The sequence below is a fragment of the Amycolatopsis sacchari genome, assembly GCF_900114035.1.
Classification (GTDB): domain Bacteria; phylum Actinomycetota; class Actinomycetes; order Mycobacteriales; family Pseudonocardiaceae; genus Amycolatopsis_E; species Amycolatopsis_E sacchari.
Genome location: NZ_FORP01000024.1, coordinates 65,169 through 90,091 on the forward strand (window position 1 = coordinate 65,169; position 24,923 = coordinate 90,091).

General features: G+C 72.1%; 28 protein-coding genes. 23 read left to right on the forward strand and 5 right to left on the reverse strand.

All coding sequences use genetic code 11. The annotated features are described in order from the left end of the window. Window positions 1-20: 20 nt before the first annotated feature. Genes BMZ92_RS29585 through BMZ92_RS29600 form a run of 4 tightly spaced genes read left to right on the forward strand, consistent with a single transcriptional unit; the run spans window position 21 to window position 3,860 of the window. Window positions 21-386, forward strand: a complete 366-nt coding sequence (locus BMZ92_RS29585) for a hypothetical protein (RefSeq protein WP_091514234.1) — start codon at window positions 21-23, stop codon at window positions 384-386. Beyond that, window positions 383-1,648, forward strand: a complete 1,266-nt coding sequence (locus BMZ92_RS29590) for a lipopolysaccharide biosynthesis protein (protein WP_245783328.1) — start codon at window positions 383-385, stop codon at window positions 1,646-1,648. The genes BMZ92_RS29585 and BMZ92_RS29590 overlap by 4 nt, the downstream gene beginning before the upstream one ends. Further along, entirely contained in the window at window positions 1,645-3,633 is a 1,989-nt protein-coding gene (locus tag BMZ92_RS29595) for a hypothetical protein (protein ID WP_091514238.1), read from the forward strand. The genes BMZ92_RS29590 and BMZ92_RS29595 overlap by 4 nt, the downstream gene beginning before the upstream one ends. Next, window positions 3,630-3,860, forward strand: a complete 231-nt coding sequence (locus BMZ92_RS29600; RefSeq protein WP_091514239.1) for a hypothetical protein — start codon at window positions 3,630-3,632, stop codon at window positions 3,858-3,860. The genes BMZ92_RS29595 and BMZ92_RS29600 overlap by 4 nt, the downstream gene beginning before the upstream one ends. A 5-nt stretch (window positions 3,861-3,865) precedes the next feature. Here BMZ92_RS29600 and BMZ92_RS29605 read toward each other — a convergent pair whose 3' ends face one another. Next, entirely contained in the window at window positions 3,866-5,092 is a 1,227-nt protein-coding gene (locus tag BMZ92_RS29605) for a glycoside hydrolase family protein (RefSeq protein WP_245783329.1), read from the reverse strand. An 83-nt stretch (window positions 5,093-5,175) separates the two neighbouring features. On the opposite strand from BMZ92_RS29605, the gene BMZ92_RS29610 reads away from it, so the two are divergent. From BMZ92_RS29610 to BMZ92_RS29630, 5 genes are all read left to right on the forward strand, one after another. Continuing rightward, a complete protein-coding gene (locus tag BMZ92_RS29610) occupies window positions 5,176-6,051 on the forward strand; it encodes a glycosyltransferase family 2 protein (RefSeq protein WP_091514244.1) in 876 nt (291 codons plus the stop codon). 16 nt (window positions 6,052-6,067) lie between these two features. Continuing rightward, complete coding sequence (locus tag BMZ92_RS29615) at window positions 6,068-6,880, forward strand: glycoside hydrolase family 16 protein (RefSeq protein WP_245783330.1); 813 nt, start codon at window positions 6,068-6,070, stop codon at window positions 6,878-6,880. A gap of 89 nt (window positions 6,881-6,969) precedes the next feature. Further along, entirely contained in the window at window positions 6,970-7,587 is a 618-nt protein-coding gene (locus BMZ92_RS29620; RefSeq protein WP_091514246.1) for a malonic semialdehyde reductase, read from the forward strand. 79 nt (window positions 7,588-7,666) lie between these two features. Then, a complete protein-coding gene (thrS, locus tag BMZ92_RS29625) occupies window positions 7,667-9,736 on the forward strand; it encodes a threonine--tRNA ligase (protein WP_091514249.1) in 2,070 nt (689 codons plus the stop codon). An 85-nt stretch (window positions 9,737-9,821) separates the two neighbouring features. Further along, on the forward strand, window positions 9,822-10,364 hold the full coding sequence (locus BMZ92_RS29630; RefSeq protein ID WP_091514251.1) for an HIT family protein: 543 nt from the start codon (window positions 9,822-9,824) through the stop codon (window positions 10,362-10,364). 50 nt (window positions 10,365-10,414) lie between these two features. Here the strand turns inward: BMZ92_RS29630 and BMZ92_RS29635 are convergent, their stop codons facing one another. Further along, window positions 10,415-10,963, reverse strand: a complete 549-nt coding sequence (locus BMZ92_RS29635; RefSeq protein ID WP_091514253.1) for a YceI family protein — start codon at window positions 10,961-10,963, stop codon at window positions 10,415-10,417. A 91-nt stretch (window positions 10,964-11,054) separates the two neighbouring features. Between BMZ92_RS29635 and BMZ92_RS29640 the strand changes: the two genes are divergently transcribed. The 6 genes from BMZ92_RS29640 to BMZ92_RS29665 all read left to right on the forward strand — a co-directional run bounded on the left by BMZ92_RS29640 (window position 11,055) and on the right by BMZ92_RS29665 (window position 15,368). Further along, window positions 11,055-11,564: a MarR family winged helix-turn-helix transcriptional regulator gene (locus BMZ92_RS29640; RefSeq protein WP_091514255.1), complete on the forward strand. Its 510-nt coding sequence runs from the start codon at window positions 11,055-11,057 to the stop codon at window positions 11,562-11,564. 137 nt (window positions 11,565-11,701) lie between these two features. Further along, window positions 11,702-12,313 carry a phosphatidylinositol phosphate synthase gene (pgsA, locus tag BMZ92_RS29645; protein ID WP_091514257.1) on the forward strand — a complete coding sequence of 204 codons (612 nt, stop codon included), beginning with the start codon at window positions 11,702-11,704 and terminating at the stop codon, window positions 12,311-12,313. Then, complete coding sequence (locus BMZ92_RS29650) at window positions 12,310-13,227, forward strand: phosphatidylinositol mannoside acyltransferase (protein ID WP_091514259.1); 918 nt, start codon at window positions 12,310-12,312, stop codon at window positions 13,225-13,227. The genes pgsA and BMZ92_RS29650 overlap by 4 nt, the downstream gene beginning before the upstream one ends. After that, a complete protein-coding gene (locus BMZ92_RS29655; protein ID WP_091514261.1) occupies window positions 13,224-14,363 on the forward strand; it encodes a glycosyltransferase family 4 protein in 1,140 nt (379 codons plus the stop codon). The genes BMZ92_RS29650 and BMZ92_RS29655 overlap by 4 nt, the downstream gene beginning before the upstream one ends. Then, complete coding sequence (locus BMZ92_RS29660) at window positions 14,360-14,851, forward strand: NUDIX hydrolase (RefSeq protein ID WP_091514264.1); 492 nt, start codon at window positions 14,360-14,362, stop codon at window positions 14,849-14,851. Before BMZ92_RS29655 ends, BMZ92_RS29660 begins: the two co-directional genes overlap by 4 nt. A gap of 52 nt (window positions 14,852-14,903) precedes the next feature. Then, entirely contained in the window at window positions 14,904-15,368 is a 465-nt protein-coding gene (locus BMZ92_RS29665) for an XdhC family protein (RefSeq protein ID WP_091514266.1), read from the forward strand. 7 nt (window positions 15,369-15,375) lie between these two features. On the opposite strand, the gene BMZ92_RS29670 is transcribed toward BMZ92_RS29665, so the two are convergent. Continuing rightward, on the reverse strand, window positions 15,376-16,215 hold the full coding sequence (locus tag BMZ92_RS29670) for a hypothetical protein (protein WP_091514268.1): 840 nt from the start codon (window positions 16,213-16,215) through the stop codon (window positions 15,376-15,378). 70 nt (window positions 16,216-16,285) lie between these two features. Further along, window positions 16,286-18,403 carry an elongation factor G-like protein EF-G2 gene (locus BMZ92_RS29675; RefSeq protein ID WP_091514271.1) on the reverse strand — a complete coding sequence of 706 codons (2,118 nt, stop codon included), beginning with the start codon at window positions 18,401-18,403 and terminating at the stop codon, window positions 16,286-16,288. Between the two features lie 223 nt (window positions 18,404-18,626). Here BMZ92_RS29675 and pdxS point away from each other — a divergent pair, with 223 nt between their 5' ends. Continuing rightward, window positions 18,627-19,535 carry a pyridoxal 5'-phosphate synthase lyase subunit PdxS gene (gene pdxS, locus BMZ92_RS29680; protein WP_091514274.1) on the forward strand — a complete coding sequence of 303 codons (909 nt, stop codon included), beginning with the start codon at window positions 18,627-18,629 and terminating at the stop codon, window positions 19,533-19,535. A 197-nt stretch (window positions 19,536-19,732) separates the two neighbouring features. Here the strand turns inward: pdxS and BMZ92_RS29685 are convergent, their stop codons facing one another. Beyond that, entirely contained in the window at window positions 19,733-19,957 is a 225-nt protein-coding gene (locus BMZ92_RS29685) for a hypothetical protein (RefSeq protein ID WP_091514275.1), read from the reverse strand. A 111-nt stretch (window positions 19,958-20,068) separates the two neighbouring features. Here BMZ92_RS29685 and pdxT point away from each other — a divergent pair, with 111 nt between their 5' ends. The 7 genes from pdxT (at window position 20,069) to yajC (ending at window position 24,902) form a co-directional block, all read left to right on the forward strand. Next, window positions 20,069-20,689 (forward strand): pyridoxal 5'-phosphate synthase glutaminase subunit PdxT, encoded by a 621-nt coding sequence (pdxT, locus tag BMZ92_RS29690; RefSeq protein ID WP_091514278.1) that lies wholly within the window; start codon window positions 20,069-20,071, stop codon window positions 20,687-20,689. Window positions 20,690-20,700: 11 nt separating this feature from the next. Continuing rightward, window positions 20,701-21,450, forward strand: a complete 750-nt coding sequence (locus BMZ92_RS29695; RefSeq protein ID WP_091514281.1) for a YebC/PmpR family DNA-binding transcriptional regulator — start codon at window positions 20,701-20,703, stop codon at window positions 21,448-21,450. Between the two features lie 92 nt (window positions 21,451-21,542). After that, window positions 21,543-22,073 (forward strand): DUF4262 domain-containing protein, encoded by a 531-nt coding sequence (locus BMZ92_RS29700; RefSeq protein WP_346055716.1) that lies wholly within the window; start codon window positions 21,543-21,545, stop codon window positions 22,071-22,073. A gap of 92 nt (window positions 22,074-22,165) precedes the next feature. After that, complete coding sequence (gene ruvC / locus BMZ92_RS29705) at window positions 22,166-22,750, forward strand: crossover junction endodeoxyribonuclease RuvC (protein WP_091514285.1); 585 nt, start codon at window positions 22,166-22,168, stop codon at window positions 22,748-22,750. Continuing rightward, the gene (gene ruvA, locus BMZ92_RS29710) at window positions 22,747-23,343 is read left to right on the forward strand and encodes a Holliday junction branch migration protein RuvA (RefSeq protein ID WP_091514288.1); all 597 of its coding nucleotides are present in this window, start codon (window positions 22,747-22,749) and stop codon (window positions 23,341-23,343) included. The genes ruvC and ruvA overlap by 4 nt, the downstream gene beginning before the upstream one ends. 24 nt (window positions 23,344-23,367) lie before the next feature. Next, window positions 23,368-24,414, forward strand: a complete 1,047-nt coding sequence (gene ruvB / locus BMZ92_RS29715) for a Holliday junction branch migration DNA helicase RuvB (RefSeq protein ID WP_091514290.1) — start codon at window positions 23,368-23,370, stop codon at window positions 24,412-24,414. 95 nt (window positions 24,415-24,509) lie between these two features. After that, a complete protein-coding gene (gene yajC, locus BMZ92_RS29720) occupies window positions 24,510-24,902 on the forward strand; it encodes a preprotein translocase subunit YajC (RefSeq protein WP_091514294.1) in 393 nt (130 codons plus the stop codon). The last annotated feature ends 21 nt before the right edge of the window (window positions 24,903-24,923 follow it).

Genomic DNA, 24,923 nt, shown 5'->3' on the forward strand with positions numbered 1-24,923 from the left:
CAGGAGAGAAGAGGCGGCGGGTGCTCGAGCAACTGAGGAACCGGCGGATCACCGCCTATTGCCTGCTCGGCGTCTGCCTGCTGACCGTGCTGTTCGTCGTCACCGGGCTGACCACCCCCGTGCGCACGCTGCTGGTGCTGGTGTTCGTCACCACCGCGCCCGGCTGGGCGCTGATCTCCTACGTCAACGTGCGGCACGTGTCGGTGACGTGGATCAGCGCGGTCGGCCTGTCGCTCGCGCTCACCCTCGTGGTGGCGCAGATGCTGGTGCTCACCCACGCCTGGCACCCGGAGGCGGCGGTCGTCGTGCTGGCGGTGCTGACGTCGGCGCTGCTGGCGCACCACGTCGTGCGCAGCAGGCCACCCCGTGAGGCCGGTGCCCGGTGACCCGCTGGCCCCGCCTGCGCACGCGCCCGCAGGCCCCGCTCGATGCCGCGCGCTCCGGACGGGGCATGCTCGCCGACGGGCTCGCGCTGTCGGCCAGCGCGGCGATCAGCGCGGTCGCCGGGATGGTGGGCTGGATCCTCGCCGCCTGGCTGCTGCCCGCGGCCGACGTCGGGCACACCTCGGCGTTCGTCTCCGGGATCCTGCTGGTCGCCGGCATCGCCGAACTGGGGCTCGGGCCCGCGGTGCTGCGGTGGCTGCCGCGCTCGGGTGCGCTGCGGCCGGTGCTGCTCAAGCGCACGTACCTGCTGGTGCTCGCGGGCGGGCTGGTCGGGGCGGTCGTGTTCGTCCTCGTGCCCGCAGGCGGTGAGGTCGCCGGGCACGTCACCGGGGGCTGGTGGCTGTTCCTGGTCGCCGCGACCGCGTGGACGGTGTTCCAGTTCCAGGACGCGGTGCTCACCGGGGTCGGCAGGGCGCGCTGGGTGCCCGTCGAGAACGGGCTGTTCGCGCTGGCCAGGCTGGTCGTGCTGGTGGTGCTCGCGCCGCTGGTGGGCGGGCTCGGGCTCGTGTTGTCCTGGCTGGTGCCGACCGTGCTGACGGTGCTCGTGGTGACGGCGCTGGTGTTCCGCCGGCTGCGCCCGCAGGAGGAGCCGGGAGTGCTGCCGGACCGCCGTGAGGTGGTGCGGCTGCTCGGGCCGACGTACCCGGGGACGGTGTGCGTCGTCGTGCTCTACAACCTCGTCCCGCTGATCATGCTGCACCGCTTCGGCGCCGACGCGAACGCGGTGTTCTTCGTGGTCTGGACCGCGATCAACGCACTGGACCTGGCGGCGACGATGTTCGTCAACCCGCTGGTGGTGCGCCTGTCCGCCGAGCCGGAGCACGCCCGTGAGCTGGTGCGCGGCACGGCGGCGCGGCTGGCCGCGGTGTTCGTGCCGCTCCTGCTGCTCGGCGGTCTGCTGGCCGGGGTGGCGCTGATGATCTTCGGGCCGGAGTACACCTCGGGCACCGGGCTGTTGCGGACGCTGCTCGCGGCGCAGGCGCCCCGCCTGGTCGTGCTCGTCGCGATCGCGGTGCACCTCGGGCAGGGCCGGGGGTCGGGCGTGGCGGTGCTGCACGCGCTCACCGCGGCGCTGGCCGTCGTGTTCGCGCTGGTGCTGCCGACGACCGCGGCGTTCGGGATCGGGCTGCTGGCCGGGCAGTGCGGGCTGGCCGCCGTCGTGCTGCTCGACCTGCGCCGCCGCCTGCGGGAGGCGCGCGCGTGAGCGTCGCGACCCGGTTCCTGCGGCCGTTCCGCCCGGACCGGCCGGTGCGCCGGTACCCGGGCACGAACCGGCCGATGCACTACCCGTCGCCGGGCGACCAGACCCGCTACATCCCGTCGACCGGCAGCCTGACCCCGCCCGAGGAGATGCCCGTCCGGCCACGCGCGGTGCGGCCACGGCCGGGCCCGGGGCCGGGGAAGCCGGCCATCCTGGCGGACCCGTTCTTCGGGCCGGGGCTCGCCGGTGTCTCGGTGATCCTCTGGGTGGTGGGCCTGCACCCGGTACCGCCGTCGGCGATCGGGCCGATCGGGCTGATCGCGAACCTGTCGGTCCCCACCCTGCTCGCGTACCCGCTGCTGGTCGCCGCGGTGGTGCTGGAACTGCTCCGGTACCAGCCGCGCACGTGGTTCATGTCGGGCTACACGCTGCTCGGCGTCGTGTTCGTCTACGGCGTGCAGCCCGCCGTCGAGGAGATCGCCCGGCTGCCGACCGCGTGGCTGCACTCCGGTTTCGCCGAGTACATCGCGAACCACGGTGAGGTGCTGCAGGGCTACGACGCCCGCTTCTCCTGGGCCGGGTTCTTCTCGCTGGTCGCGATGATCACCAAGGCCGCCGGGATCCCGAACGCGCTGCCGCTGCTGAACTGGGCCCCGGTCGTGTTCGCCGGCCTGATGGTGCTCGGCGTGCGCGCGCTCGCGGTGTCGGCGCTGGGCAACCGGCGGGCCTCGTGGTTCGCGCCGTGGCTGTTCCTGGCGGGGAACTGGACCGAGCAGGACTACTTCTCCCCGCAGGCCACCGCCATGGTGCTGATGCTGGCCGCGCTCACCCTCACGTTCCGGCACCTCGTGCGGCCGCGGCTCACCGAACCGGTGAAGGCCCGGCTGCGCGTGCGGCTGGCCCCCCGGTCGAGCCCCAAGGCGCGGCTCGTCGCGCAGGGCGCGGTCGTGCTGATCGCGCTCGGGCTCGCGCCGACCCACCAGCTCACCCCGTTCGTGCTGGCCGGGATGCTGCTGTTGCTGCTGCTGTTCGGGCGGCTGTGGCCGGCGTGGCTGCCGTTCGTGGTGTTCGGCGCCGCCGTCGTGTGGTTCTCGCTCGGGGCGACGGACTTCTGGAGCGGGCAGCTCATCCAGATGATCCTCAGCCCGCTCGGCGACGTCAGCTCGTCCGTGGACCAGGGGATCTTCAGCAGGCTGTCCGGCGACGTCGGGCACCTGGTCGTGCTGCTCATCCGCATCGCGGCCAGCGGCTACGTCGCCGCGCTGGCGTTGCTGGGCATCCTCGCCATGCGCCGGGACAACCTGAAGTCGTGGCTGCTGCCCACGCTGTGCGCCGCGCCGTTCGGGCTCGCGCTCGTGCAGTCCTACGGCGGCGAGGTGTTCATGCGCTGCTTCCTGTTCGCCCTGCCGATCATGGCGCTGCCCGGCGCGATCCTGCTGGAGCGGGCGCTGACCGAGGCGCGGCGGCTGCGCTGGCGCAACCGCCCCCGGCGCACGATGGCGGTCGCCGCGATCCCGTGGCTCGCGCTCACGGTGCTGGCAGGCATGACGCTGGTCGCGCGCGGCGGCAACGACGCGTACACGTCCATGAGCAGGCAGGACTTCGCCGCCGCCTCGTGGGCGGTCGGCCAGGCGCAGCCGGGGCAGCGGGTGGACTCGCTGGTCAACGCCGTGCCGAGCGCGTTCGCCAGGGTCGGCGAGGTGGAGCAGTCCGAGGCGGACATCTACTGCGCCGACCTCGTGCACGTGCCCGCCGCCGTCGAGTGCCTGCAGGAGAAGGGGCCCGACTACCTTGTGCTCACCGGGCCGCAGTTCGCGTACCTGGAGATCCTGAACGCGGCGGCCCCGGGCTACGAGCAGCAGCTGCTGCAGGGCCTGCAGGCGAGCAGGCTCTACCGGGTCGTGTTCAACGACGACGGCGCGCTGGTCCTGGGCAGGGCCAACGAGGCCATGCCGAACCCCCAGCCCGCGGAGGGAGGAACGGGATGAGCGCGGGGGACGTGCTGACGCTGCTCACCGCGGTCTGCGGGGTGGCGCTGCTGGTCGTGCTGGTGGTGCGTACCGTGCTGAAGGAGATCGCCGTCGGGCGCCGCTCGACGGACTCGGCGAGCGCGCGCACCTCCCGCATCAGGACGCTCGACTTCGTCGCGGTCGGCCTGACGGTGTTCACCGTGGCCGGGGCGATCGCGCGGATCGTGGTGGGCCTGACGGGATGAGCGCGTCAGCCGAGGGTGACGGCGAACGGCGGGAGGCTTTCGGTCACCCCGTCGAGGTGGAGCAGCTGCGCGGAGGCCGACAGGTTCACCGTGAGGGTCTGCCCCGCGTCGACGAACCGGAGCAGCGCCTGCGGCACGTCCCGCACGATCTGGACGACGCCCGCCCGCAGCCGCGGCACCAGCCAGCTCCACGCCTTCGTCAGGCTCGTCGGGCAGATCGGGCCGTCCGCCGGGTCGGTCCACAGTGCACCGTAGGGCAGGCCGGCCTCGGCCTGCGGCTGCCACAGCAGCATCGCGGAGGCGCCGCCCTCGGCGGCCCGCGCGACCGCGTCGAGCGTGGCGGCGGCCCTGGCCTCGTCCGTGTTGTCGGCCGCGTCCGGGTAGAACTCCGCCCACCACACCGGCAGCCCGGTCAGCTTGCGGACCCAGCGGGTGGCGTCGGTGTAGAAAGCGCTCGCAGCGCCGGGCGAGGTGATCAGCCCCTGGTCCCAGGTCCGCGTGGAGCCGTCGACGGCCACGAAGTCGGCGCCGTGCTTGTGCGTGTTCCAGTACCGGTAGAACGACAGCACGCGCTCGTCGACGCGCCCGCAGGGGCCCGCGATCGCGGAGCCGGTGTTGCCCATCGCGAACAGCGTGAGCACCGCGTACGGCCCGCCGATCTCCGCGTCGGGGCGCACCTTCTTCACCGCGTCGTAGACCTGGTTGTAGAACTCGGTGAACCCCTCCGCGTCCCACGTGTTGCCCGCGGTGTCCCAGAACCCCTTGAGCTCGTTCCACACCTGGAAGTAGTGCACCTGCGGGTAGCGCTCCGCGACGCGGGCCGCGAGCTCGGCGAAGTCGGCGTAGTGCGCGGGCAGCGGCGCGTCGGTCAGCCGGTTCCAGTCCGTGCTGCCCGCTTTCCCGCCTTTCATCCAGTCCGGCGCGCAGCACAGCGTCAGCACCGGGGTGCCGCCGGTGCGCTCGATCAGGTCCATCCGACTGTCCAGACTGGACCAGTCGTACTCGCCGGGGGCGGGCTCGGGGTTGAGCGCGCCGAAGCCCATGATGTGCTGGTTCTGCAGCATGGGGGCGGAGCTGAGGATCTGCTCCCCGGCGGCGCGGTCCTCCTCCGGGAGCCACGAGCCGAGGCTGTGCTGACCGTGCGTGACGCCGAGCATCATCTGCACGGGCTGGTCCGGTCCGGCCACCAGGGGCAGGAACGACCCGATACCGGTCAGCACGGTCGCTACCAACGCAAAACCTTTCACATATCCGAGTCTGAGCGAGCGCCGGCGACGGCGCCTTCCGAAAATTCCGCCCAGAGGGGGAAAGTGTGGTGAAAAATCCCGAAGTCTCGGTCTGTGTCCCGGCATACCAGGCCGAACGATACCTGGCGGGGACCCTCCGCAGCGTGCTCGCGCAGAGTTTCCGGAACTTCGAGCTCGTCGTGGTGGACAACGCCAGCACCGACCGGACCGCCGAGATCCTCCGCCAGTTCGACGACCCCCGCCTGCGGGTGGTGCGCAACCGCGCCGTGCTGCCGGTGGCGGACAACTGGAACCGGGCGGTCGCCGAGTCGCGGGCGCCGCTGGTGAAGCTGCTGTGTGCCGACGACCTGCTCCACCCGCGCTGCCTGGAGTGGCAGCACGCCGTGCTCACGCGGGATCCCGGGCTCGCGCTGGTGTGCGGGCGGCGCACGATGGTCAACGAGGAGTCCCGTCCGATGAGCCGCAACCGCGGCCTGCGCGGGCTGCTGGGCAGGCACGCGAGCGAGGACGTGGTGCGGCGGGTCGTCCGCCACGGGGGCAACCCGCTGGGGGAACCGGCGGCGGCGCTGTTCCGCAGGCTGGACTTCGACGCGGTGGGCGGGTTCGACGGGCGCTGGAAGTTCCCGATGGACCTCGCGCTGTGGGTGCGGCTGCTGGAACGCGGCGACTTCTACGGCATGCGGCAGTCGGTGGCGGCCTTCCGGATCAGCCGGGGTTCGCTGTCCGACGCGCTCGACGACACCGGGTACGCCGAGCAGCGGAGGCTGACCGGCGAGATCGCGGGCACGCCGGAGTGGCGGGTGCGCAAGCGGGACCGGCTGGTCGGCGCGGCGAAGGCGCCCAGCGCGCGGCTGCGGCGGCAGGCGTTGTTCGTGGTCGCCAGGGCGCAGGGGCGGCGCACTGATCGTGATGTGACGGCCACCGCAGATCACCCAGAAGAGTGAGGTAGGTTTCACGGCCGTGAAGCGACGGACTACTCCCCTGATCCTGTGTGCCGTGCTGATCGTCGCCGCGGTGGCGGCGTTCGTCCTCACGACGCAACGCTTCGGCAGCGATGACAGCGGGGAGCGGGCCGAGCAGGGGAGTCCCGGGGTCGCGGGAGCGCCCCCGCCGCAGCCCGCGTCGACCGAGGCCGCCGTGCTCAACGGCTGGCAGCTGGTCGCGGGCGACGACTTCAACGGCACCAAGATCGACACCAAGCGGTGGGACGTCTACGACGGCGCCAACTCGGTCGGCGAGACCTGGAGCAGGAAGCAGTGCACCGTGTCCGGGGGCGTGCTGACCCTGGCCGGCAGGGCCGACGACGCGGGGACGACGTGCGGGCTGTCCTGGAAGGGGGACCAGACCTTCGGCCGGTGGGAGGTGCGGGCGCGGCTGCCGGTGCCCGCCGACGCCAACTACGCCCCGACGTTCCTGCTCTGGGGCGCCGACGACCTGAACTTCCCCGAGGCGGGGGAGATCGACTTCTCCGAGACGTGGAACCCCGAGCGGCAGTTCGCCGAGAGCTGGCTGCACGGGCCGGGCAACCTCAAGGGCCCGTACATCAAGAGCAACCCGGTGGACCTGATCCAGTGGCACAACTTCGGGGTGGACTGGCAGGCGGACAAGATCACCCTTTACCTGGACGGGCAGGTGTGGGGCGTCTACGACGACCCGAAGTACATCCCGCAGACGCCCATGCACCTGGTGCTGCAGCTGAGCTTCGTGCGCAAGCACCCGGGCACGCCGGTCGCGACGACCGCGCAGGTCGACTGGGCGCGGGTGTACCGGTAGGAGTGAGCACGGCCACAGCGGCGAGGCGAAATAGTCAAGCGCTCAACTAGGTTGGTCGGGGTGGATCCTTTCCCGACCGAAGGAGAGACATGACCTCGACCGCCAGCCTGGCCGACGCACTGCACCTGCCCCAGGACGTGCAGGACCTGCTGTTCCGCGAAGCCCGCACGGCGAACACCTTCAGCGACGAGCCGGTCTCCGACGAGCAGATCCAGGCGATCTACGACCTCGTCAAGTGGGCGCCGACGTCGATGAACACCCAGCCGCTGCGCGCGCTCGTGGTCCGCACCCCCGAGGGCAAGGAGCGCCTGCTGCCGCACATGGCCGAGGGCAACCGCGCCAAGACCGCCGCGGCGCCGGTGACCGTCGTGCTCGCCGCCGACACCGACTTCCACGAGAACCTGCCGAAGACCTTCCCGCACAAGCCGGACGCGAAGGACATGTTCGCGGGCAGCGAGGAGGCCCGCGCCGAGTTCGCGAAGCTGAACTCGCTGCTGCAGGTCGGCTACTTCATCATCGGCGTGCGTGCCGCCGGCCTCGCCGCGGGCCCGATGACCGGGTTCGACGCCGAGGGCATCGACAAGGAGTTCTTCGCCGACCGCAAGTGGCACTCCCTCGTCGTGGTCAACGTCGGCAAGCCGGGGGAGAACCCGTGGTTCGACCGCCTGCCGCGGCTGGACTACGACGAGGTCGTCGAGGCCGTCTGATCTGCCCGGCCTGGCCGAAACCGGGTGGCGGACGGCGGATAGCATCGAAGGGTCGTCACTTCCGCAGAAGGAGCCCATCGTGAACCAGCCGTCGTCCGCCGCAACCGCCCCCGCCGCGAGCGTGGTGGTGCCGGCCGGGACCACGGCCGGCACCGCGATCAGGGAGGCGGGGCTGCCGACCAAGGGGCCGGAGACCATCGTCGTCGTCCGCGACCCGGAAGGCCGGCTGCGTGACCTCTCGTGGGCCCCCGAGGCCGACACCGAGGTCGAGCCGGTCGCCGCGAACACCGAGGACGGCCGCAGCGTCATCCGCCACTCCGCGGCCCACGTGCTCGCGCAGGCGGTGCAGCAGCAGTTCCCGGAGGCCAAGCTCGGCATCGGCCCGCCCGTCAAGGACGGGTTCTACTACGACTTCCAGGTCGAGACCCCGTTCACCCCGGAGGACCTGCAGGCGCTGGAGAAGCGCATGAAGCAGATCATCAAGGGGGCGCAGCAGTTCTCCCGCCGCCGCTTCGACTCCCCGGAGCAGGCGCGCGAGGAGCTGGCGGACGAGCCGTTCAAACTGGAGCTCATCGACCTCAAGTCCGATGTGGACACAGTGGACACCTCGGAGGTGATGGAGGTCGACAATAGCGTTTCTGGCGAGCTGACCATCTACGACAACCTCGACCCGCGCACCAAGGAGCGCGTGTGGAGCGACCTGTGCCGCGGCCCGCACGTGCCCACCACCAAGTTCATCCCGGCGTTCAAGCTGACCCGCGTGGCCGCCGCGTACTGGCGCGGGAACGAGAAGAACCCGCAGCTGCAGCGCATCTACGGCACCGCGTGGGAGTCCCAGGAGGCGCAGGACGCGTACCTGGAGATGCTCGCCGAGGCCGAGCGGCGCGACCACCGCAAGCTGGGCGCCGAGCTGGACCTGTTCTCCTTCCCCGACGAGATCGGCTCGGGGCTGCCGGTGTTCCACCCCAAGGGCGGGATCATCCGGCAGGAGATGGAGAACTACTCGCGGCAGCGGCACGTCGAGGCGGGCTACGAGTTCGTCTACTCGCCGCACATCACCAAGGGCACGCTGTTCGAGATCTCCGGGCACCTCGGCTGGTACCGCGACGGCATGTACCCGCCGATGCACCTCGACGCCGAGTACGACGAGGACGGCAAGGTCCGCAAGCCGGGGCAGGACTACTACCTCAAGCCGATGAACTGCCCGTTCCACGACCTGATCTTCGCCTCGCGCGGCCGGTCGTACCGGGACCTGCCGATGCGGCTGTTCGAGTTCGGCACCGTGTACCGGTACGAGAAGTCGGGCGTGATCCACGGCCTGACCCGTGCCCGCGGCTTCACCCAGGACGACGCGCACATCTTCTGCACCCAGGAGCAGGTGGGCGACGAGCTGAAGTCGCTGCTGGACTTCGTGCTGAACCTGCTGCGCGACTACGGGCTCAACGACTTCTACCTCGAGCTGTCCACCCGCAACGACGAGAAGTACGTCGGCTCGGACGAGGTGTGGGCGCAGGCCACCGAGGTGCTGCGCGCGGCGGCGGAGTCCTCCGGGCTGGAGCTGGTGCCGGACCCGGGCGGCGCGGCGTTCTACGGGCCGAAGATCTCGGTGCAGGCCAAGGACGCGCTGGGCCGGTCGTGGCAGATGTCGACCATCCAGCTGGACTTCAACCTGCCGGAGCTGTTCAAGCTCGAGTACACCGCGGCCGACGGTTCGCGGCAGCGGCCGGTGATGATCCACCGCGCGTTGTTCGGGTCGATCGAACGGTTCTTCGGCGTGCTGACCGAGCACTACGCGGGCGCGTTCCCGGCGTGGCTCGCGCCGGTGCAGGTGGTCGGCATCCCGATCGCCGACGACCACGTCGAGCACCTGCGGGGTGTCGAGAAGGCGTTGCGCGCCAAGGGGATCCGCGTCGAGGTCGACACCAGTGACGACCGGATGCAGAAGAAGATCCGCACCCACACCACGCAGAAGGTGCCGTTCCTGCTGCTGGCGGGCGCGAAGGACGTCGAGGCGGGTGCGGTGTCGTTCCGGTTCCGCGACGGCAGCCAGATCAACGGCGTCCCGGTGGCCGACGCGGTCGAGGCGATCACGGGCTGGGTCGCCCGGCGGGAGAACACCTCGCCGAGCGCCGAGGTGTTCAAGGCGTGAGCGAAGCTTGCGAGCGAACCGTGGGCGCCACGCTGGCCGAGGTTGTGTGGCTGTCGCGGCTTGCCGCGTCCGTTGAGGAGGCCGCGTGAGCGAACCCGAGCTGGTGCCCCAGGACGGGGTGGGCGTCCCGGACGCGCTGCAGCGGCTGTGGACGCCGCACCGGCTGGCGTACGTGCAGGGGCAGGACAAGCCCGAGGGGGACGAGCCCGAGGGCTGCCCGTTCTGCCGCCTGCTCGGCCTGCCCGACGAGCAGGCGCTGATCGTCGCGCGTGGCGAGCACGTGTGGGCGGTGCTGAACCTCTACCCGTACAACCCGGGCCACCTGATGGTGCTGCCGTACCGGCACGTGGCGGACTACCCGGAGCTGACCGCGGAGGAGACGGCCGAGCTGGCGTCGTTCACGCAGCACGCGATGACGGTGATCCGCTCGGTGTCGGGGGCGCACGGGTTCAACATCGGCATGAACCAGGGCGAGATCGCGGGCGCGGGCATCGCCGCGCACCTGCACCAGCACGTCGTGCCCCGCTGGGGCGGCGACGCGAACTTCATGCCGGTGATCGGCCACACCAAGGTGCTGCCGCAGCTCCTCGGCGAGACCAGGGCGCTGCTCGCGAACGCCTGGAAGTGACCACGGAAAAGCCCCCTCCGCGCACGGAGGGGGCTTTCTCGCGGACGGGCTCAGGCCTGCAGGCCGGCCTCGATGTCCAGCTCGATCTTGACCTTGTCGCTGACGACGGCGCCCGGGATGGAGCCGCCGACGCCGAAGTCGCCGCGGCTGACCTCGGTCGAGGCCGAGATGCCCAGCACCTTGCTGCCCGGCGCCATGCCGTCGCCGAAGCCGCCCAGGTCGGCCTTCAGGGTGACGGGCTTGGTGACGCCGTGGATGGTCAGGTCACCGTCGATGAAGAAGTCGCCGTCCTCGACGCGGATGCCGGTCGAGGTGAAGGTGATGGTCGGGAACTTCTCGACGTCCAGGAAGTCCTCGCCGCGCACGTGCGCGTCGCGCTGCTCGTTGTTGGTGTCGATGCTCGCGGCCTGGATGGTCGTGGTCACCGTCGAGTCGAGCACGTTCTCCGCGGTCACGATCGTGGTCTCGACCTGGTCGAAGCGGCCGCGGACCTTCGACACGCCGAGGTGGCGCACGGTGAAGGTCACGTCGGAGTGCGTGGCGTCGATCTTCCAGGTGCCGGCGACGTAGCCGGGGATCTCGGTCGCGGGTGCGCTCATGGGAATCTCCTCGGTGGATCAGGTCTTGGGATGTCCGGAACGAACTCTAGCAACTCTAGTTGAGGGCTCAACTAAGGGTAGGATTGTCCGTATGGCGGGAACCCGATGGCTCGACGACGAGGAACAACGCGTGTGGCGGAACTTCCTCGTAGCCGTGGACATGGTGCAGGGCCACGTCGACGGGCAGCTCCAGCGCGACTCGGGCATGCCGCGCACCTACTACGAGGTCCTGGTCGTGCTGTCCGAGGCGCCCGGCCGCACGCTGCGCATGAGCGAGCTCGCCGAGCGCTGCCGCTCCTCCCGCAGCAGGCTCTCGCACGCCGTCGCGCGGCTGGAGGACAACGGCTGGGTCCGCAGGGACAACTGCGCCACCGACAAGCGGGGCGCCTTCGCGATCCTGACCAAGGAGGGTCTCGCCGCGATCGAGGCCGCCGCGCCGGGGCACGTCACGGCCGTCCGCGAGGCCCTGTTCGACGCGCTCACGCCCGAGCAGGTGCGGGCGCTCGGCGAGATCAGCCTCGCGATCCGTAACCGCCTGACTCCGCGCTGTGCCGCCGCGCGGGCCGCCTGCGAGGCCGAAGAGGCCTCTCCCGCGCACTGATCGCCACAGTTGGGCGCGCCGGGGCGTTATCCCCTGGTGGCGGGTCGATAGGCTGCGGGCGAACCACTCCTCTCACGCAGCCAGGTGACGTAGACAGCGATGAGCCAGCAGGCCGAAAACCTTCCCCCGCAGATCCGATGCTGAACATCTTCGCGCGCGCCTCCGTCTCCCGCGCACTCGATCCGCTCGCCCGCGTGCTGCTGCGCGCGGGCGTCACGCCCAACGTCATGACCGTCGTCGGCACCGCGGGTGCCATCGCGTGCGCGCTCGGCTTCTTCCCCAACGGGCTGCTGCTGTGGGGCACGTTCACGGTCTGGGGCTTCGCGATGCTCGACCTGCTCGACGGCGCCATCGCCCGCGCCCGCGGGCACGGCACCCCGTTCGGCGCCACGCTCGACGCGACGTGCGACCGGCTCGTCGACGGCGCGTTGTTCGGCGCCATCGCGTGGTGGTGCTTCGTGGACAACGGCAACCTGCGCGCGGCGGGGGCGGCGCTGGTGAGCCTCGTGCTCGGGCAGGTGATCTCCTACGTCAAGGCGCGGGCGGAGGCGTCCGGCCTGAGCGCCGACGGGGGGCTGATCGAACGCGCCGAGCGGCTGATCATCGCGCTCGTCGGCACCGGGCTGGAGGGCTTCCACGTGCCCTACGCCGTCGAGGTCACCCAGTGGCTGCTCGCGGTGCTGTCCGCGGTGACGCTGGGGCAGCGGATGGTCGCGCTCGCCGCGTCCGCCCGGGAGGCCCATCCGTGACCCGGTTCTCCCAGCGTGTGAGCGATCTCGGGTACGCCGCCGGCTGGCGGCTGGTCCGGCGGGTGCCCCAGGGGCTCGCCGACGCCGCGTTCACGCTGGGGGCCGATTTCGCGGTGCGGCGGCGGGGTGCCGGGGTCGTGCAGCTGCGGCGCAACCTCGCGCGCGTCGTGCCCCAGGCGGGGCCCGCGGAGCTGGACGAGCTGACACGCCGGGCCATGCGGTCCTACGCCCGGTACTGGGAGGAGACGTTCCGGCTGCCCGCGATGGACCTCGACGTGGTCCGGCAGCGGTTCTCGATCACCGGCGTGGAGAACATCGAGGCCGCGCTCGCCGAGGGCAACGGCGCGGTGATCGTGTTGCCGCACATGGGGAACTGGGACATCGCCGGGGTGTGGCTGGTCGGCTACGCGGGCTCGTTCACCACCGTCGTCGAGCGGTTGCGGCCCGAGTCGGTGTACCGCCGGTTCGTCGAGTACCGCGAGTCGCTGGGCTTCGAGATCCTGCCCGCGAGCGGGGGCACCGGCTCGTTCCGGCTGCTGCTGCAACGGCTGCGGGAGAACAAGCTCGTGTGCCTGGTGGGGGACCGCGACCTGTCGGGCTCCGGCGTGCCGGTCACGTTCTTCGGCGAGCGCACCAGGATGCCCGCGGGGGCGGCGCGGCTCGCGGTCAGCACCGGGGCAGCGCTGCTGCCGGTGGGTTCGTGGTTCACCGAGGACGGCTGGTCCGCGCGCGTGCACCCGCGGATCCGTGTCACCGCCCGCGCGGAGATCCCCGCCGCGGTGCAGGCGACCGCCGACATCTTCGCCGGGGACATCGCCGCGCACCCCGCCGACTGGCACATGCTGCAGAAGTTCTGGACCGCCGATCTCGGCGAGAGCGAGCCCGAACCCGCGGAGGAGGCGGCGGCCGGGTGAAGATCGGCATCGTCTGTCCCTACTCGTTCGACGTCCCCGGCGGAGTGCAGGGGCACGTCGTGGACCTCGCGCGGGCCCTGATCGCCCGCGGCCACGAGGTGTCCGTGCTCGCGCCCGCCGACGACGACTCCGACGTGCCGGAGTTCGTGCAGCCCGCGGGCAAGGCGCTCGCGATCCCGTACAACGGCTCGGTGGCGCGGCTGCAGTTCGGGCCGGTGTCCTACGCCCGCGTGCGAAGGTGGCTGCGCGAGGGGAACTTCGACGTGCTGCACCTGCACGAACCGGCCGCGCCGAGCCTGTCGCTGCTGGCGCTGAAGGTCGCGGACGGGCCGATCGTCGCCACCTTCCACACCTCGACCCCGCGCTCGCGCACGCTTTCGGCCTTCCAGCCGGTGCTGCGCCCGCTGCTGGAGAAGATCACCGCGCGGATCGCGGTGTCGGCGCTGGCCCGGCGGGTGCAGGTGGAGCACTCGGGCGGGGACGCGGTGGAGATCCCCAACGGCGTGGACGCGGAGTTCTTCGCGCGGGCGTCCCCTTTGGACGGTTACCCGCGCGCGGGCGGCACGCTCGGTTTCGTCGGCCGGTTCACCGAGCCGCGCAAGGGGATGGACGTGCTGCTGGAGGCCGCGCGCCGGCTCCTGCCGGAGTACCCGGAGCTGAAGCTGCTCGTCGTCGGCCGGGGGGACGCCGACGAGCTGCGGCGGATGGCGGGCCCGCACCTCGCCCCGCACCTGGAGCTGCTCGGCCAGGTCGACGACGCGACGAAGGCCCGCGCGCTGCGCAGCGTGGACGTCTACTGCGCGCCCAACCTCGGCGGCGAGAGCTTCGGGATGATCCTCACCGAGGCGATGGCGGCGGGCACGCCCGTCGTCGCGAGCGCGCTCGACTCGTTCCGGCGGGTGCTCGACGACGGCCGCGCGGGGGTGCTGACCCCGCCCGGTGACGCGGGCGCGCTGGCCGACGCGCTGCGCGAACTGCTGGGCGATCCGGCCCGGCGGAGTTCGCTGGCGGCCGCGGCGGGGGAGCGGGTGACGATCTTCGACTGGTCGGTCGTGGTGGCGCAGGTGCTGCGTGTCTACGAGACCGCCGTCGCCGCCGACCCCCGCCGGGTCAGCGCCGAGGAGGCGGTGCAGTGAGCTGGCTCGTGGTGCTGCTCGCGGTCGTCGCCGCGGTGATCGTGCTCGGCGGGTTGTTCCTGGTGGCGACCGCGAACCGGCTCGACCGCCTGCACGTCCGGCTCGACGCGGGCTGGGCGGCGCTCGACGCGGCGCTGGCCCGGCGCGCCGTCGTCGCGCGCACGGTCGCGGCGGGTGCCCTGACCGGGGCGGAGGCGCTGGCGGTGGTGCAGGCCGCGGACGCGGCGGAAGCCGCCCCCCGCAGCGAGCGCGAGGACGCCGAAAACGAGCTGACGAAACGGCTTTCCGCCGTGGACCGCACGAGCCTGCCGCCCCGGCTCGCCGAGGAACTGGCCGACGCCGAACAACGCGTCGTCATCGCCCGCCGCGTGCACAACGACGCCGTGCGCGACACGCTCGCCCTGCGGCGGCGGCGCAAGGTGCGGTACTTCAAACTCGCGGGCACCGCCCCCCAGCCGCAGTACTTCGAAATCGTGGATCCAGCGTAGGCCGGCCCCTCGCCCGACCACCACGGAGCGCTTCGCGCGCTAGCTTTACTGCATGACGGACCCCAACTGCGCGGTGGCCCACGGCGAAGCCGAGCCGGAGACCGAGACCCGCACGCTCGTCGCCGTGTTCGCCACCCCGGTCGCCGAGTACCTCCTCAAGTACGGCAGCGATCTGGGCTACCACACGGTCCAGTACGACCCGCGCGAGAATTCCCTGCCGACGCTGGACGGCACGGCCGACGTCGTCGTGACCGACCACCACCGGCCCGAGCTGGGCGAGGTGCTGCGGGACGTGCTCGCCCACCCCGTGCGCTGGGTGGGCGTGATGGGCAACCCGCGCCACCCCGGCCCGCACGTCGAGGCGCTCAAGCAGCTCGGCGTGCCACCCGAGCAGATCGACCGCGTGCACCGGCCGATCGGGCTGAACATCGGCTCCCGCACGCCGCCGGAGATCGCGATCGCGACCCTCGCGGGCCTGCTCGCCGACCGCAACGGGCGCTCCGGCGGGTTCTTCTGACCCTGCCTCAGCCCTGCCAGATCCAGTCGCGGCGCTCGTAGCGCACCTCGAACCCCAGCCGCAGCATGTTGTGCAGGGACGGGTTGTGCGTGCCCGGATCCTCGGCTCCCGTCTCGGCGACCAGCCAGGTGCAGCCGAGCGACGCGGCCAGCTCCGCGCGGGCGGCGAGCAGCGCGGTCTGCCCGCCGCGCTTGCGTGCGCGGGGCAGGGTGGCACCGCCGAAGAACTGGGCCACGCCCGCGCGCACGTGAAGCGCGCCGGTGCCCACGAGCTCGTCGCCGTCCCAGGTGCCGAAGGCGTGCCAGCCCTCCCGGCCGACCACGCTCGCGGACAGCGCGACCAGGTCCCCCTCGGGCTCCCCGAACCCGCGCACCTGCGCCGAACCCCAGGCCGTCGCGTCCTGCGGCGACACCGGAGCGACCCGCAAGTCGGTGGCCGGCCGGTGCTCGGTGATCCGGGCCAGCGCGATCTCCGTGCGGCAGACCAGTTTCACGCTCGTGCCGCCGGCCGAGAGGCCGGTCTTCTCGCAGATCTCCGGCCAGTCCCCGGGAAGGGCCTCGGGTGCCAGCTGGAACCTCGCGTGCCCCACGTGCTGGGCGGAGTAGAAGGCGCCGATCTCGTCGACCAGATCCGCCGTGACCGGCTCCGCGAAGCCGAGCCCGAGCGCCACGCTCCAGTGGTCCATCGAGTCGTGCCGCATCGCGAGCGCGACACCACCGCCGATCCGCGCCGCCGCGATGCCGAGCGCAGACCGGACCTCCGCCGGTGCTCCCGTCTCGAAGGAGAGCAGCATCTCGGCCTCGGACGCTTCCGCCTCCGAGGCCGGCAGGATGGCGGGCGAACTCATCGCGGTCCTCACTTCCGTCAGGACCGCAACCTATCGCCGTTCCGCGGCGGGCCGCCGCCGGACTGCCCCGTCAGACCCCGGTCCTGGCCCCCTCCGGCATCGGGTCGAAGCGGGCGTGGTGCCGGGTGAAGCTCGCCGTGCCCGAGGTCAGCGAACGCAGGTCCGTGGCGTACCGCAGCAGCTCCGTCGCGGGCACCTCGGCGCGGACGAGCGTGCGCCCGCCGTGCGCGGCCTCCGTGCCGAGCACGCGGCCCCGCCGGGACGACAGGTCGCCCAGCACCGCGCCCAGGTGCTCGTCCGGCAGCAGCACGGTCACCTCGTCGAGCGGTTCGAGCAGCACGATCCGGCTGTTCGCGGCCGCGTCCTTGAGCGCCAGCGCCCCGGCGGTCTGGAACGCCGCGTCGGAGGAGTCGACGCTGTGCGCCTTGCCGTCCACCAGCGTCACGCGCACGTCCACCACCGGGTTGCCCGTCGCCAGCCCGCGCCGCAGCTGCGCCCGCACCCCCTTCTCCACGCTCGGGATGAACTGGTGCGGCACCGCGCCGCCGACGATGCGGTCCACGAACTCGAACCCCGCCCCGCGCTCCAGCGGCTGGACCTCGATGTCGCACACCGCGTACTGCCCGTGCCCGCCGGACTGCTTGACGTGCCGCCCGTGCCCCTTCGCCGGGCTCGCGAACGTCTCGCGCAGGCTGACCTTCACCGGCTCGGTGTCGACCTCGGCGCCGCCCGCGCGCAGGCGTGACAGCACGACGTCCGCGTGCGCCTCGCCCATGCACCACAGCACCAGCTGCCCGGTCTCGGCGTTGCGTTCCAGCCGGAGTGTGGGATCGCCCGCGACGAGCCGGGAAAGGTTGCGCGACAACGTGTCCTCGTCGCTGCGGTTGTGCGCCACGATCGCCACCGGCAGCAGCGGCTCCGGCATCGTCCACGGCTCCACGAGCAGCGGGTGGTCCGGCGCCGACACGGTGTCGCCCGTCTCGGCCGAGCCGATCTTGGTCAGCGCACACAGGTCCCCGGCGACGCAGTACGGCACCTCGCGCAGGTTCGAGCCCAGCGGGGAATACACATGCGCCACGCGCTCGTCGGCGTCATGGTCCTCGTGCCCGCGCTCGGCGAGCCCGTGCCCGGAGACGTGCACCGGCCGTTCCGGCCGCAGGGTGCCGGAGAAGACGCGGACCAGCGAGACCCGGCCGACGTAGGAGTCCACCGCCGTGCGCACGACCTCCGCCGCGAGCGGCCCGTCCGGGTCGGCGCGCAGTTCCTCGTGGGCACCGCCGTCGAGCCCGGTGACCTCGGGCAGCGGGTGCTCCAGCGGGGACGGGAAGGCGCGGGCGATCCCGTCCAGCACCTCCGCGAGGCCCAGCCCGCTCGTCGCGCACACGGGGATGACGGGGTGGAACGCGCCCCGCGCGACCGCCTTCTCCAGGTCGGAGATCAGCACGTCCTCGCTGATCTCCTCGCCGGCGAGGTAGCGGTCCATCAGGCCCTCGTCCTCGCTTTCGGCGATGATGCCCTCGATCAGCTCGTTGCGGGCCTCGGTCATGCGGTCGAGGTCGGCGGGGTCGGGCTGACCGAGCTTGGGCGGGTAGCCGTCGGAGTAGTCGTACAGCTGCTGCGTGATCAGCCCGACGAGCCCCGGCCGGTTGCTCGCGGGCAGGTACAGCGGGAGCACCCCGGCGCCGAACGCCTCCTGGCACGCGGCGATCTCACCCGCGATGTCGGCGCGCTGGTGGTCGGTGCGGGCGATGATCACCGCGCGCGGCATACCGACGGCGGCGCACTCCTCCCACAGCGAGACGGTGGCGGGGTCGACCCCCTCGGCGGCGCCCACGACGAACAACGCCGCGTCGGCGGCCCGCAACCCGGCTCTCAGCTCACCGACGAAGTCCGCGTAACCGGGGGTGTCGATCAGGTTGATCTTGACCCCGCCGTGCAGGACGGGGGCGACGGCGAGCCCGACGGACCGCTGCTGGCGCACCGCGGCCGGGTCGTGGTCGCACACCGTCGTGCCCTCGGTGACGGAACCGGCCCTGCTGACCGTGCCGGACACGGCGAGCAGGGCCTCGGTGAGGGTGGTCTTGCCCGATCCGGAGGGGCCGACCAGGACGACGTTGCGCAGGTTGCGGGGGTCGTCCACAGCGACCGCGGCCCCGGCGTCACCGTTGCGGGGTTGCTTCTCGGCCATGGCAGGCCTCCCGGACTTCGATGTCGGTAACGGGTGTGCCCCCGATCACACACCCGTCGGACACGCCCCGGCAACCCCGTGTCCACCAGGCCACCCGTCTGCCCCCGCCGAGGGGAAAAGTGGCCTTCCGGAATCGTGGCTTATTGGCCTTAATGAGCGGTCCACCTCGACCTAGACTGGACGTCGCAAGCCCTTCCCCCGTGCTTTCGAAAGGCGATTTCCCGTGTCCGAAACTGCTTCCTCCCCGGTGCCCGAGCGCGGTACGGCGCGTGTCAAGCGCGGTATGGCCGAGATGCTCAAGGGCGGCGTGATCATGGACGTGGTCACCGCCGAGCAGGCCAAGATCGCCGAGGACGCGGGCGCGGTCGCCGTGATGGCACTGGAGCGCGTGCCCGCCGACATCCGGGCGCAGGGCGGCGTGGCGCGCATGAGCGACCCCGACCTCATCGACGGCATCATCGAGGCGGTGTCGATCCCGGTGATGGCGAAGGCCCGCATCGGCCACTTCGTCGAGGCGCAGGTGCTGCAGTCGCTCGGGGTGGACTACATCGACGAGTCCGAGGTGCTCACGCCGGCCGACTACGCCAACCACATCGACAAGTGGGCGTTCACCGTGCCGTTCGTGTGCGGGGCGACGAACCTGGGCGAGGCGCTGCGCCGCATCAACGAGGGCGCGGCGATGATCCGCTCGAAGGGCGAGGCCGGCACGGGCGACGTCTCGAACGCGACCACCCACATGCGCAAGATCCGCGGGGAGATCAAGCGACTGACGTCCCTGCCGGAGGACGAGCTGTACGTCGCGGCCAAGGAGCTGCAGGCGCCGTACGAGCTGGTGCGCGAGGTGGCGGAGCGCGGCAAGCTGCCGGTCGTGCTGTTCACGGCGGGCGGCATCGCGACGCCGGCCGACGCGGCGATGATGATGCAGCTGGGCGCGGAGGGCGTGTTCGTCGGCTCGGGCATCTTCAAGTCGGGCGACCCGGCGAAGCGCGCCGCGGCGATCGTCAAGGCCGTCACCTTCCACGACGACCCGGACGTGATCGCGAAGGTGTCGCGCGGCCTCGGCGAGGCGATGGTCGGCATCAACGTCGACGACGTCCCGGAGCCGCACCGCCTCGCCGAGCGCGGCTGGTAGGCCCTCAGGCGGGGTACAGCTCGACGGCGGCGGAGCGCTGGGGCCCGTTGATCGGGAGCGGGTGCAGGCGCCGGGGGGAGGCGATCGGTCGCTCCGGCCGGAAACCGGGCCGGGCACTCCGCCTCGACGGCCACGTCAGTCCTTCCCGGTGAGCACCGCCAGGGCCGCGGACGCGTCCAGGACGAAGCGTGCGCCGCTCATCCGGCGTTGTCCCGGTCCTCGCGGATGGCGGCGACGATCAGATGGCCAGGAACTCCGCCATCCCGGTACCGGTCCAGGTCCTCGAGGATCTCGGCCATCGTCGGGCCGTCGGCGAACTCCGCCCGCCGGCGCTCGAGGTACGCCTCGAGGCTGAACGGATCATCCGGGCGCCGGGGCCCGGGTGCCTCCCGCTCGGGCGGGTGGGCCGCGTTCTCGGTCATGCACCCAGGCTAGCCCCCCGCACGGACGCCCAAAACCGCGTCCTTGCACGTCAGCGCACGTCTGGGCCGCCGCGGCGCGGCGCGGCCTACAGTGGATCAGGAGGAGGTCAGGTGACCACGAAGCCGGTGATCGGCGTGCTCGCCCTGCAGGGCGACGTGCGCGAGCACCTCGCCGCGCTGGAGCACGCCGGCGCGGCCGCCCGGCCGGTGCGGCGGCCGGAGGAGCTGGCCGCCGTGGACGGGATCGTCCTGCCCGGCGGCGAGTCGACCACGATGTCGCGGCTGCTGGAGTCGTTCGAGCTGCTCGAACCGCTCCGGGACCGCATCGCGGACGGCCTGCCCGCCTACGGCTCGTGCGCCGGGATGATCCTGCTCGCCCGCCAGGTCCTCGACGGGCGCCCCGACCAGCGGCAGCTCGACGCACTCGACGTCGTCGTGCGGCGGAACGCCTTCGGGCGGCAGGTCGACTCCTTCGAGGGCGACCTGGACTTCGCCGGGCTCGACGACGGTCCCGTGCACGCCGTGTTCATCCGCGCCCCCTGGGTGGAGAAGGCGGGCGACGGGGTGGAAATACTGGCCAGGGTGCCCGACACGGCCGGTGCCGGGGACGCGGCCGCTAGGATCGTCGCCATCCGGCAGGGGCCGGTGCTCGCCACGGCCTTCCATCCGGAACTCACGGGGGACGAGCGGGTGCACCGGCTCTTCGTGGGCATGGTGCACGAAACGATGTAGACGGAGGAGAGATGAGCGGCCACTCCAAGTGGGCTACCACCAAGCACAAGAAGGCCGCCCTCGACGCCAAGCGTGGCAAGCTGTTCGCGAGACTCATCAAGAACATCGAGGTCGCCGCGCGGACCGGCGGGGGCGACCCGGACGGCAACCCGACGCTCTACGACGCCATCCAGAAGGCGAAGAAGAACTCGGTGCCGCAGGACAACATCGAGCGCGCCCGCAAGCGCGGCGCCGGGGAAGAGGCCGGCGGCGCCGACTGGCAGACGATCAACTACGAGGGCTACGGCCCCAACGGCGTCGCGGTGCTCATCGAGTGCCTCACCGACAACCGCAACCGCGCGGCGTCCGAGGTGCGCACCGCGCTGACCCGCAACGGCGGCTCCCTCGCCGACCCGGGGTCGGTGGCGTACCTGTTCAACCGCAAGGGCGTGGTGATCATGCCCAAGAACGACCTGTCCGAGGACGACGTCCTCATGGCGGTCCTCGACGCGGGGGCCGAGGAGGTCAACGACCTCGGCGACAACTTCGAGATCGTCTCCGAGGCGACCGACCTCGTCGCGGTGCGCAAGGCGCTGCAGGACGCCGGGTTCGACTACGAGTCGGCGGAGGCGAGCTTCCTGCCGTCGGTCAACGTGCCGCTGGACGCCGAGGGCGCCAAGAAGGTCTTCAAGCTGATCGACGCGCTCGAGGACTGCGACGACGTCCAGAACGTGTACGCCAACTTCGACGTCCCGGACGACGTTCTCGCCGAGGTGGGCTGAACCCGTTCGAGCGAACAAAAATCCCGGTGTGCCAGGCATGCCGGGATTTTTTTGCGGACAGGCACTGTGCCCGCGCGCGGCCTTGCGGCACAATAGCCGCCGTGACCGAGACGACGACCGAGGTGCTCGCGCCCGAAGATCACGAACTTCTCGAGTGGATCGTCTCCGAGGCCGAGCGCCGGGGCAACGCGGTCATCTCGGTTCCCAGTGACGACAAGGGATCCGGCTACTGCTTCACCGCGTGCGTGTGGGCGCTGCACAAGGTGCCGGAGGCCGTCGTCGTCGGGCTGCCCGAGCACATGGCGCAGGTCCTGCTGGACGCCTATGTGGACCGGGCCGCCACCGCGGGGCCGTTCGAGCCCGGCCGGATCTACGACGACTTCTTCGAGGGCGTGCCCGTCGTCTTCGAGCAGGTGCACCCCGGGCACTACCCCGAGTACTTCGGCAGCGCCTTCCTCGTCTACCCCGACGGCGACTTCCCGGCGCTGCAGATCATCGTCGCGACGCCCGAGGGCAAGTGGCCGTGGGACCCCGACGCCCCCGAGGGTTTCGCCGAGTGGCAGCCGGTGCTGACCGACAGCGGCAGGCCGGAGAGCTGGACGCCCGGCGTCGACGGTCCATAGTGGACATACGTCCGCTCCGGCGCGTCGTCCCGGGCGGGCGGCACCCGACCCGGTAGCCTCCGAACTGGTGTTCGGGCGCGGAAGGGCGGATCATGCGGGTGCTGGGTGTCGACCCCGGGCTGACGCGGTGCGGGCTCGGGGTGGTGGACGGCGGCGTGGGCCGCACGGTCCGCTGCGTGGCGGTGGACGTCGTGCGCACCCCCGTCGACGCGACGCTCGCGAACCGGCTGCTGAAGATCTCCGACGCGGTGGAGGAGTGGCTCGACCGCTACCGGCCCGAGGCCGTCGCCGTCGAGCGCGTGTTCAGCCAGCACAACGTGCGCACGGTGATGGGCACGGCGCAGGCCGGCGGCGTGGTCGCGCTCAGCGCGGCGCGGCGCGGGCTGCCGGTCGTGTTCCACACGCCGAGTGAGATGAAGGCCGCCGTCACCGGCTCGGGCCGGGCCGACAAGGCCCAGGTCACGGACATGGTCACCCGCCTGCTGGGGCTCGCGGAGGCGCCCAGCCCCGCGGACGCGGCGGACGCGCTGGGCCTGGCGATCTGCCACCTGTGGCGGGAGCCGATGCGGGCGCGGCTCGCCGAGGCGGAGGCGCGGGCGGCCGAGCTGGCGAAGAAGCACCGGGCGCGGCTGGCCGCGGCCGCGAAGGCAGCGAAAGCGAAGGGGGCGGCACGATGATCTCGTCGGTGCGCGGGGAGGTGCTGTCGGTCGGGCTCGACCACGTGGTCGTCGAGGTCGGCGGGGTGGGCTTCGCGGTGCAGGCCACGCCGTCGACGCTGGCGACGCTGCGGCGCGGCGAGGAGGTGCGCCTGCACACCGCGCTCGTCGTCCGCGAGGACTCGCTGACGTTGTTCGGGTTCGCCGACGCCGAGTCGCGCGAGCTGTTCACGCTGCTGCAGACCGTGTCCGGGATCGGGCCGCGGCTCGCGCTCGCCGCGCTCGCCGTGCTCGACCCCGACAAGCTGCGCACCGCGCTGGCCGAAGGCAACATCACCGTGCTCACGCAGGTCCCCGGCATCGGCCGCAAGGGCGCCGAGCGGCTGTCGCTGGAGCTGCGGGACAAGGTCACCGCGACCGGCGCCGCTCCCGGCGAGGCCGCGCCGGCCGCCGGGGCCGCGGTCCGGGCCGAGGTCGTCGAGGCGCTCACCGGGCTCGGGTTCCCCGCCAAGCAGGCCGAGCAGGCCGTGGAGAAGGTGCTGGCGGCGGGCGAGGTCAGCGACACCCCGGGGGTGCTGCGTGCCGCGCTGACCACCCTCGGCCGCAAGGGCTAGGCCACGAGCGTGCACGATGACAGCGTGACCGAATTCGACTCCGACGAGACCCTCTCGGCGCTGCCGCAGACCGGCGAGCGCGAGGTCGAGACGACGCTGCGCCCGCGCAAGCTCTCGGAGTTCGTCGGCCAGCCCCGGGTCCGTGAGCAGCTGGAACTGGTGCTGGAGAGTGCCCGGCGCCGCGGCGTGCCGCCGGACCACGTGCTGCTGTCCGGCCCGCCCGGCCTCGGCAAGACGAGCCTGGCGATGATCATCGCGGCCGAGCTGAACGCGGCGATCCGGATCACCTCGGGCCCCGCGCTGGAGCGCGCGGGCGACCTCGCCGCGATGCTGTCCAACCTCGCCGAGGGCGACGTGCTGTTCATCGACGAGATCCACCGCATCGCCCGGCCCGCCGAGGAGATGCTGTACCTCGCGATGGAGGACTTCCGGGTCGACGTGGTGGTCGGGAAGGGGCCCGGCGCGACGAGCATCCCGCTGGAGATCGCGCCGTTCACGCTGGTCGGGGCCACGACGCGGTCCGGCTCGCTGACCGGCCCGCTGCGTGACCGCTTCGGCTTCACCGGGCAGATGGAGTTCTACGCCGACGAGGAGCTGGACCAGGTGGTCCGGCGGGCGGCGGCGATCCTGGGCATCGAGATCGACCCGGCGGGCAGCTTCGAGATCGCCCGCCGCTCGCGGGGCACCCCCCGCATCGCGAACCGCCTGCTGCGGCGCGTGCGCGACTACGCCGAGGTCCGCGCCGACGGGCACATCACGCTCGACGTCACCCGGGCCGCGCTGAAGGTCTACGACGTGGACGAACTGGGCCTCGACCGGCTGGACCGCGCCGTGCTCGGCGCGCTGGTGCACTCGTTCGCCGGCGGCCCCGTCGGGGTGTCCACGCTCGCGGTGGCGGTGGGGGAGGAGCCGACCACCGTCGAAGAGGTGTGCGAACCGTACCTGGTCCGCGCGGGTATGCTCGCGCGGACACCACGGGGACGGGTGGCGACCGCGGCCGCGTGGGAGCACCTCGGCCTCCGTCCGCCCGCGGAACACGGCCGAACGGACCAGTCGACGCTGTTCGACTAGCCCCGCCTGGTGAGAGTTGCGGCTTCACCTGGCACACTCGAGAGAGCACATCCGGACAAAAAGGTGCGCGCGCCGCGTGTGCCGAATGGAGAATCATGAACCAGCTCTTGCTGCCGTTGCTGCTCATGCTCGTGGTGGCGATCCCCCTCGTGCTGGGCAGCCGCAAGCAGAAGCGCGCCGCCGCGGAGCAGCAGAACCTGCAGGCCAGCCTCGCCGAGGGCGACCGCGTGATGACCACGTCGGGCCTCTACGGCACGGTGGCCGACACCAGCGACGACACCACGATCGACATCGAGATCGCCCCCGGTGTCGTGACGACGTGGCTGCGCCAGGCGGTCCGCGAGAAGGTGGCCCCGCCGGTCGAAGAGGTCGAGGAGACCACCTCCGACGACGAGCCCACCACGGTCGCCGCGGTCGAGGACACCCCGGCCGAGGAGAAGCCGGGCCCGCAGGTCGCGCCCCCGCTGGAGCAGGGCAACAAGAAGTAGCCAGGACGCGAAGCCCCTGGC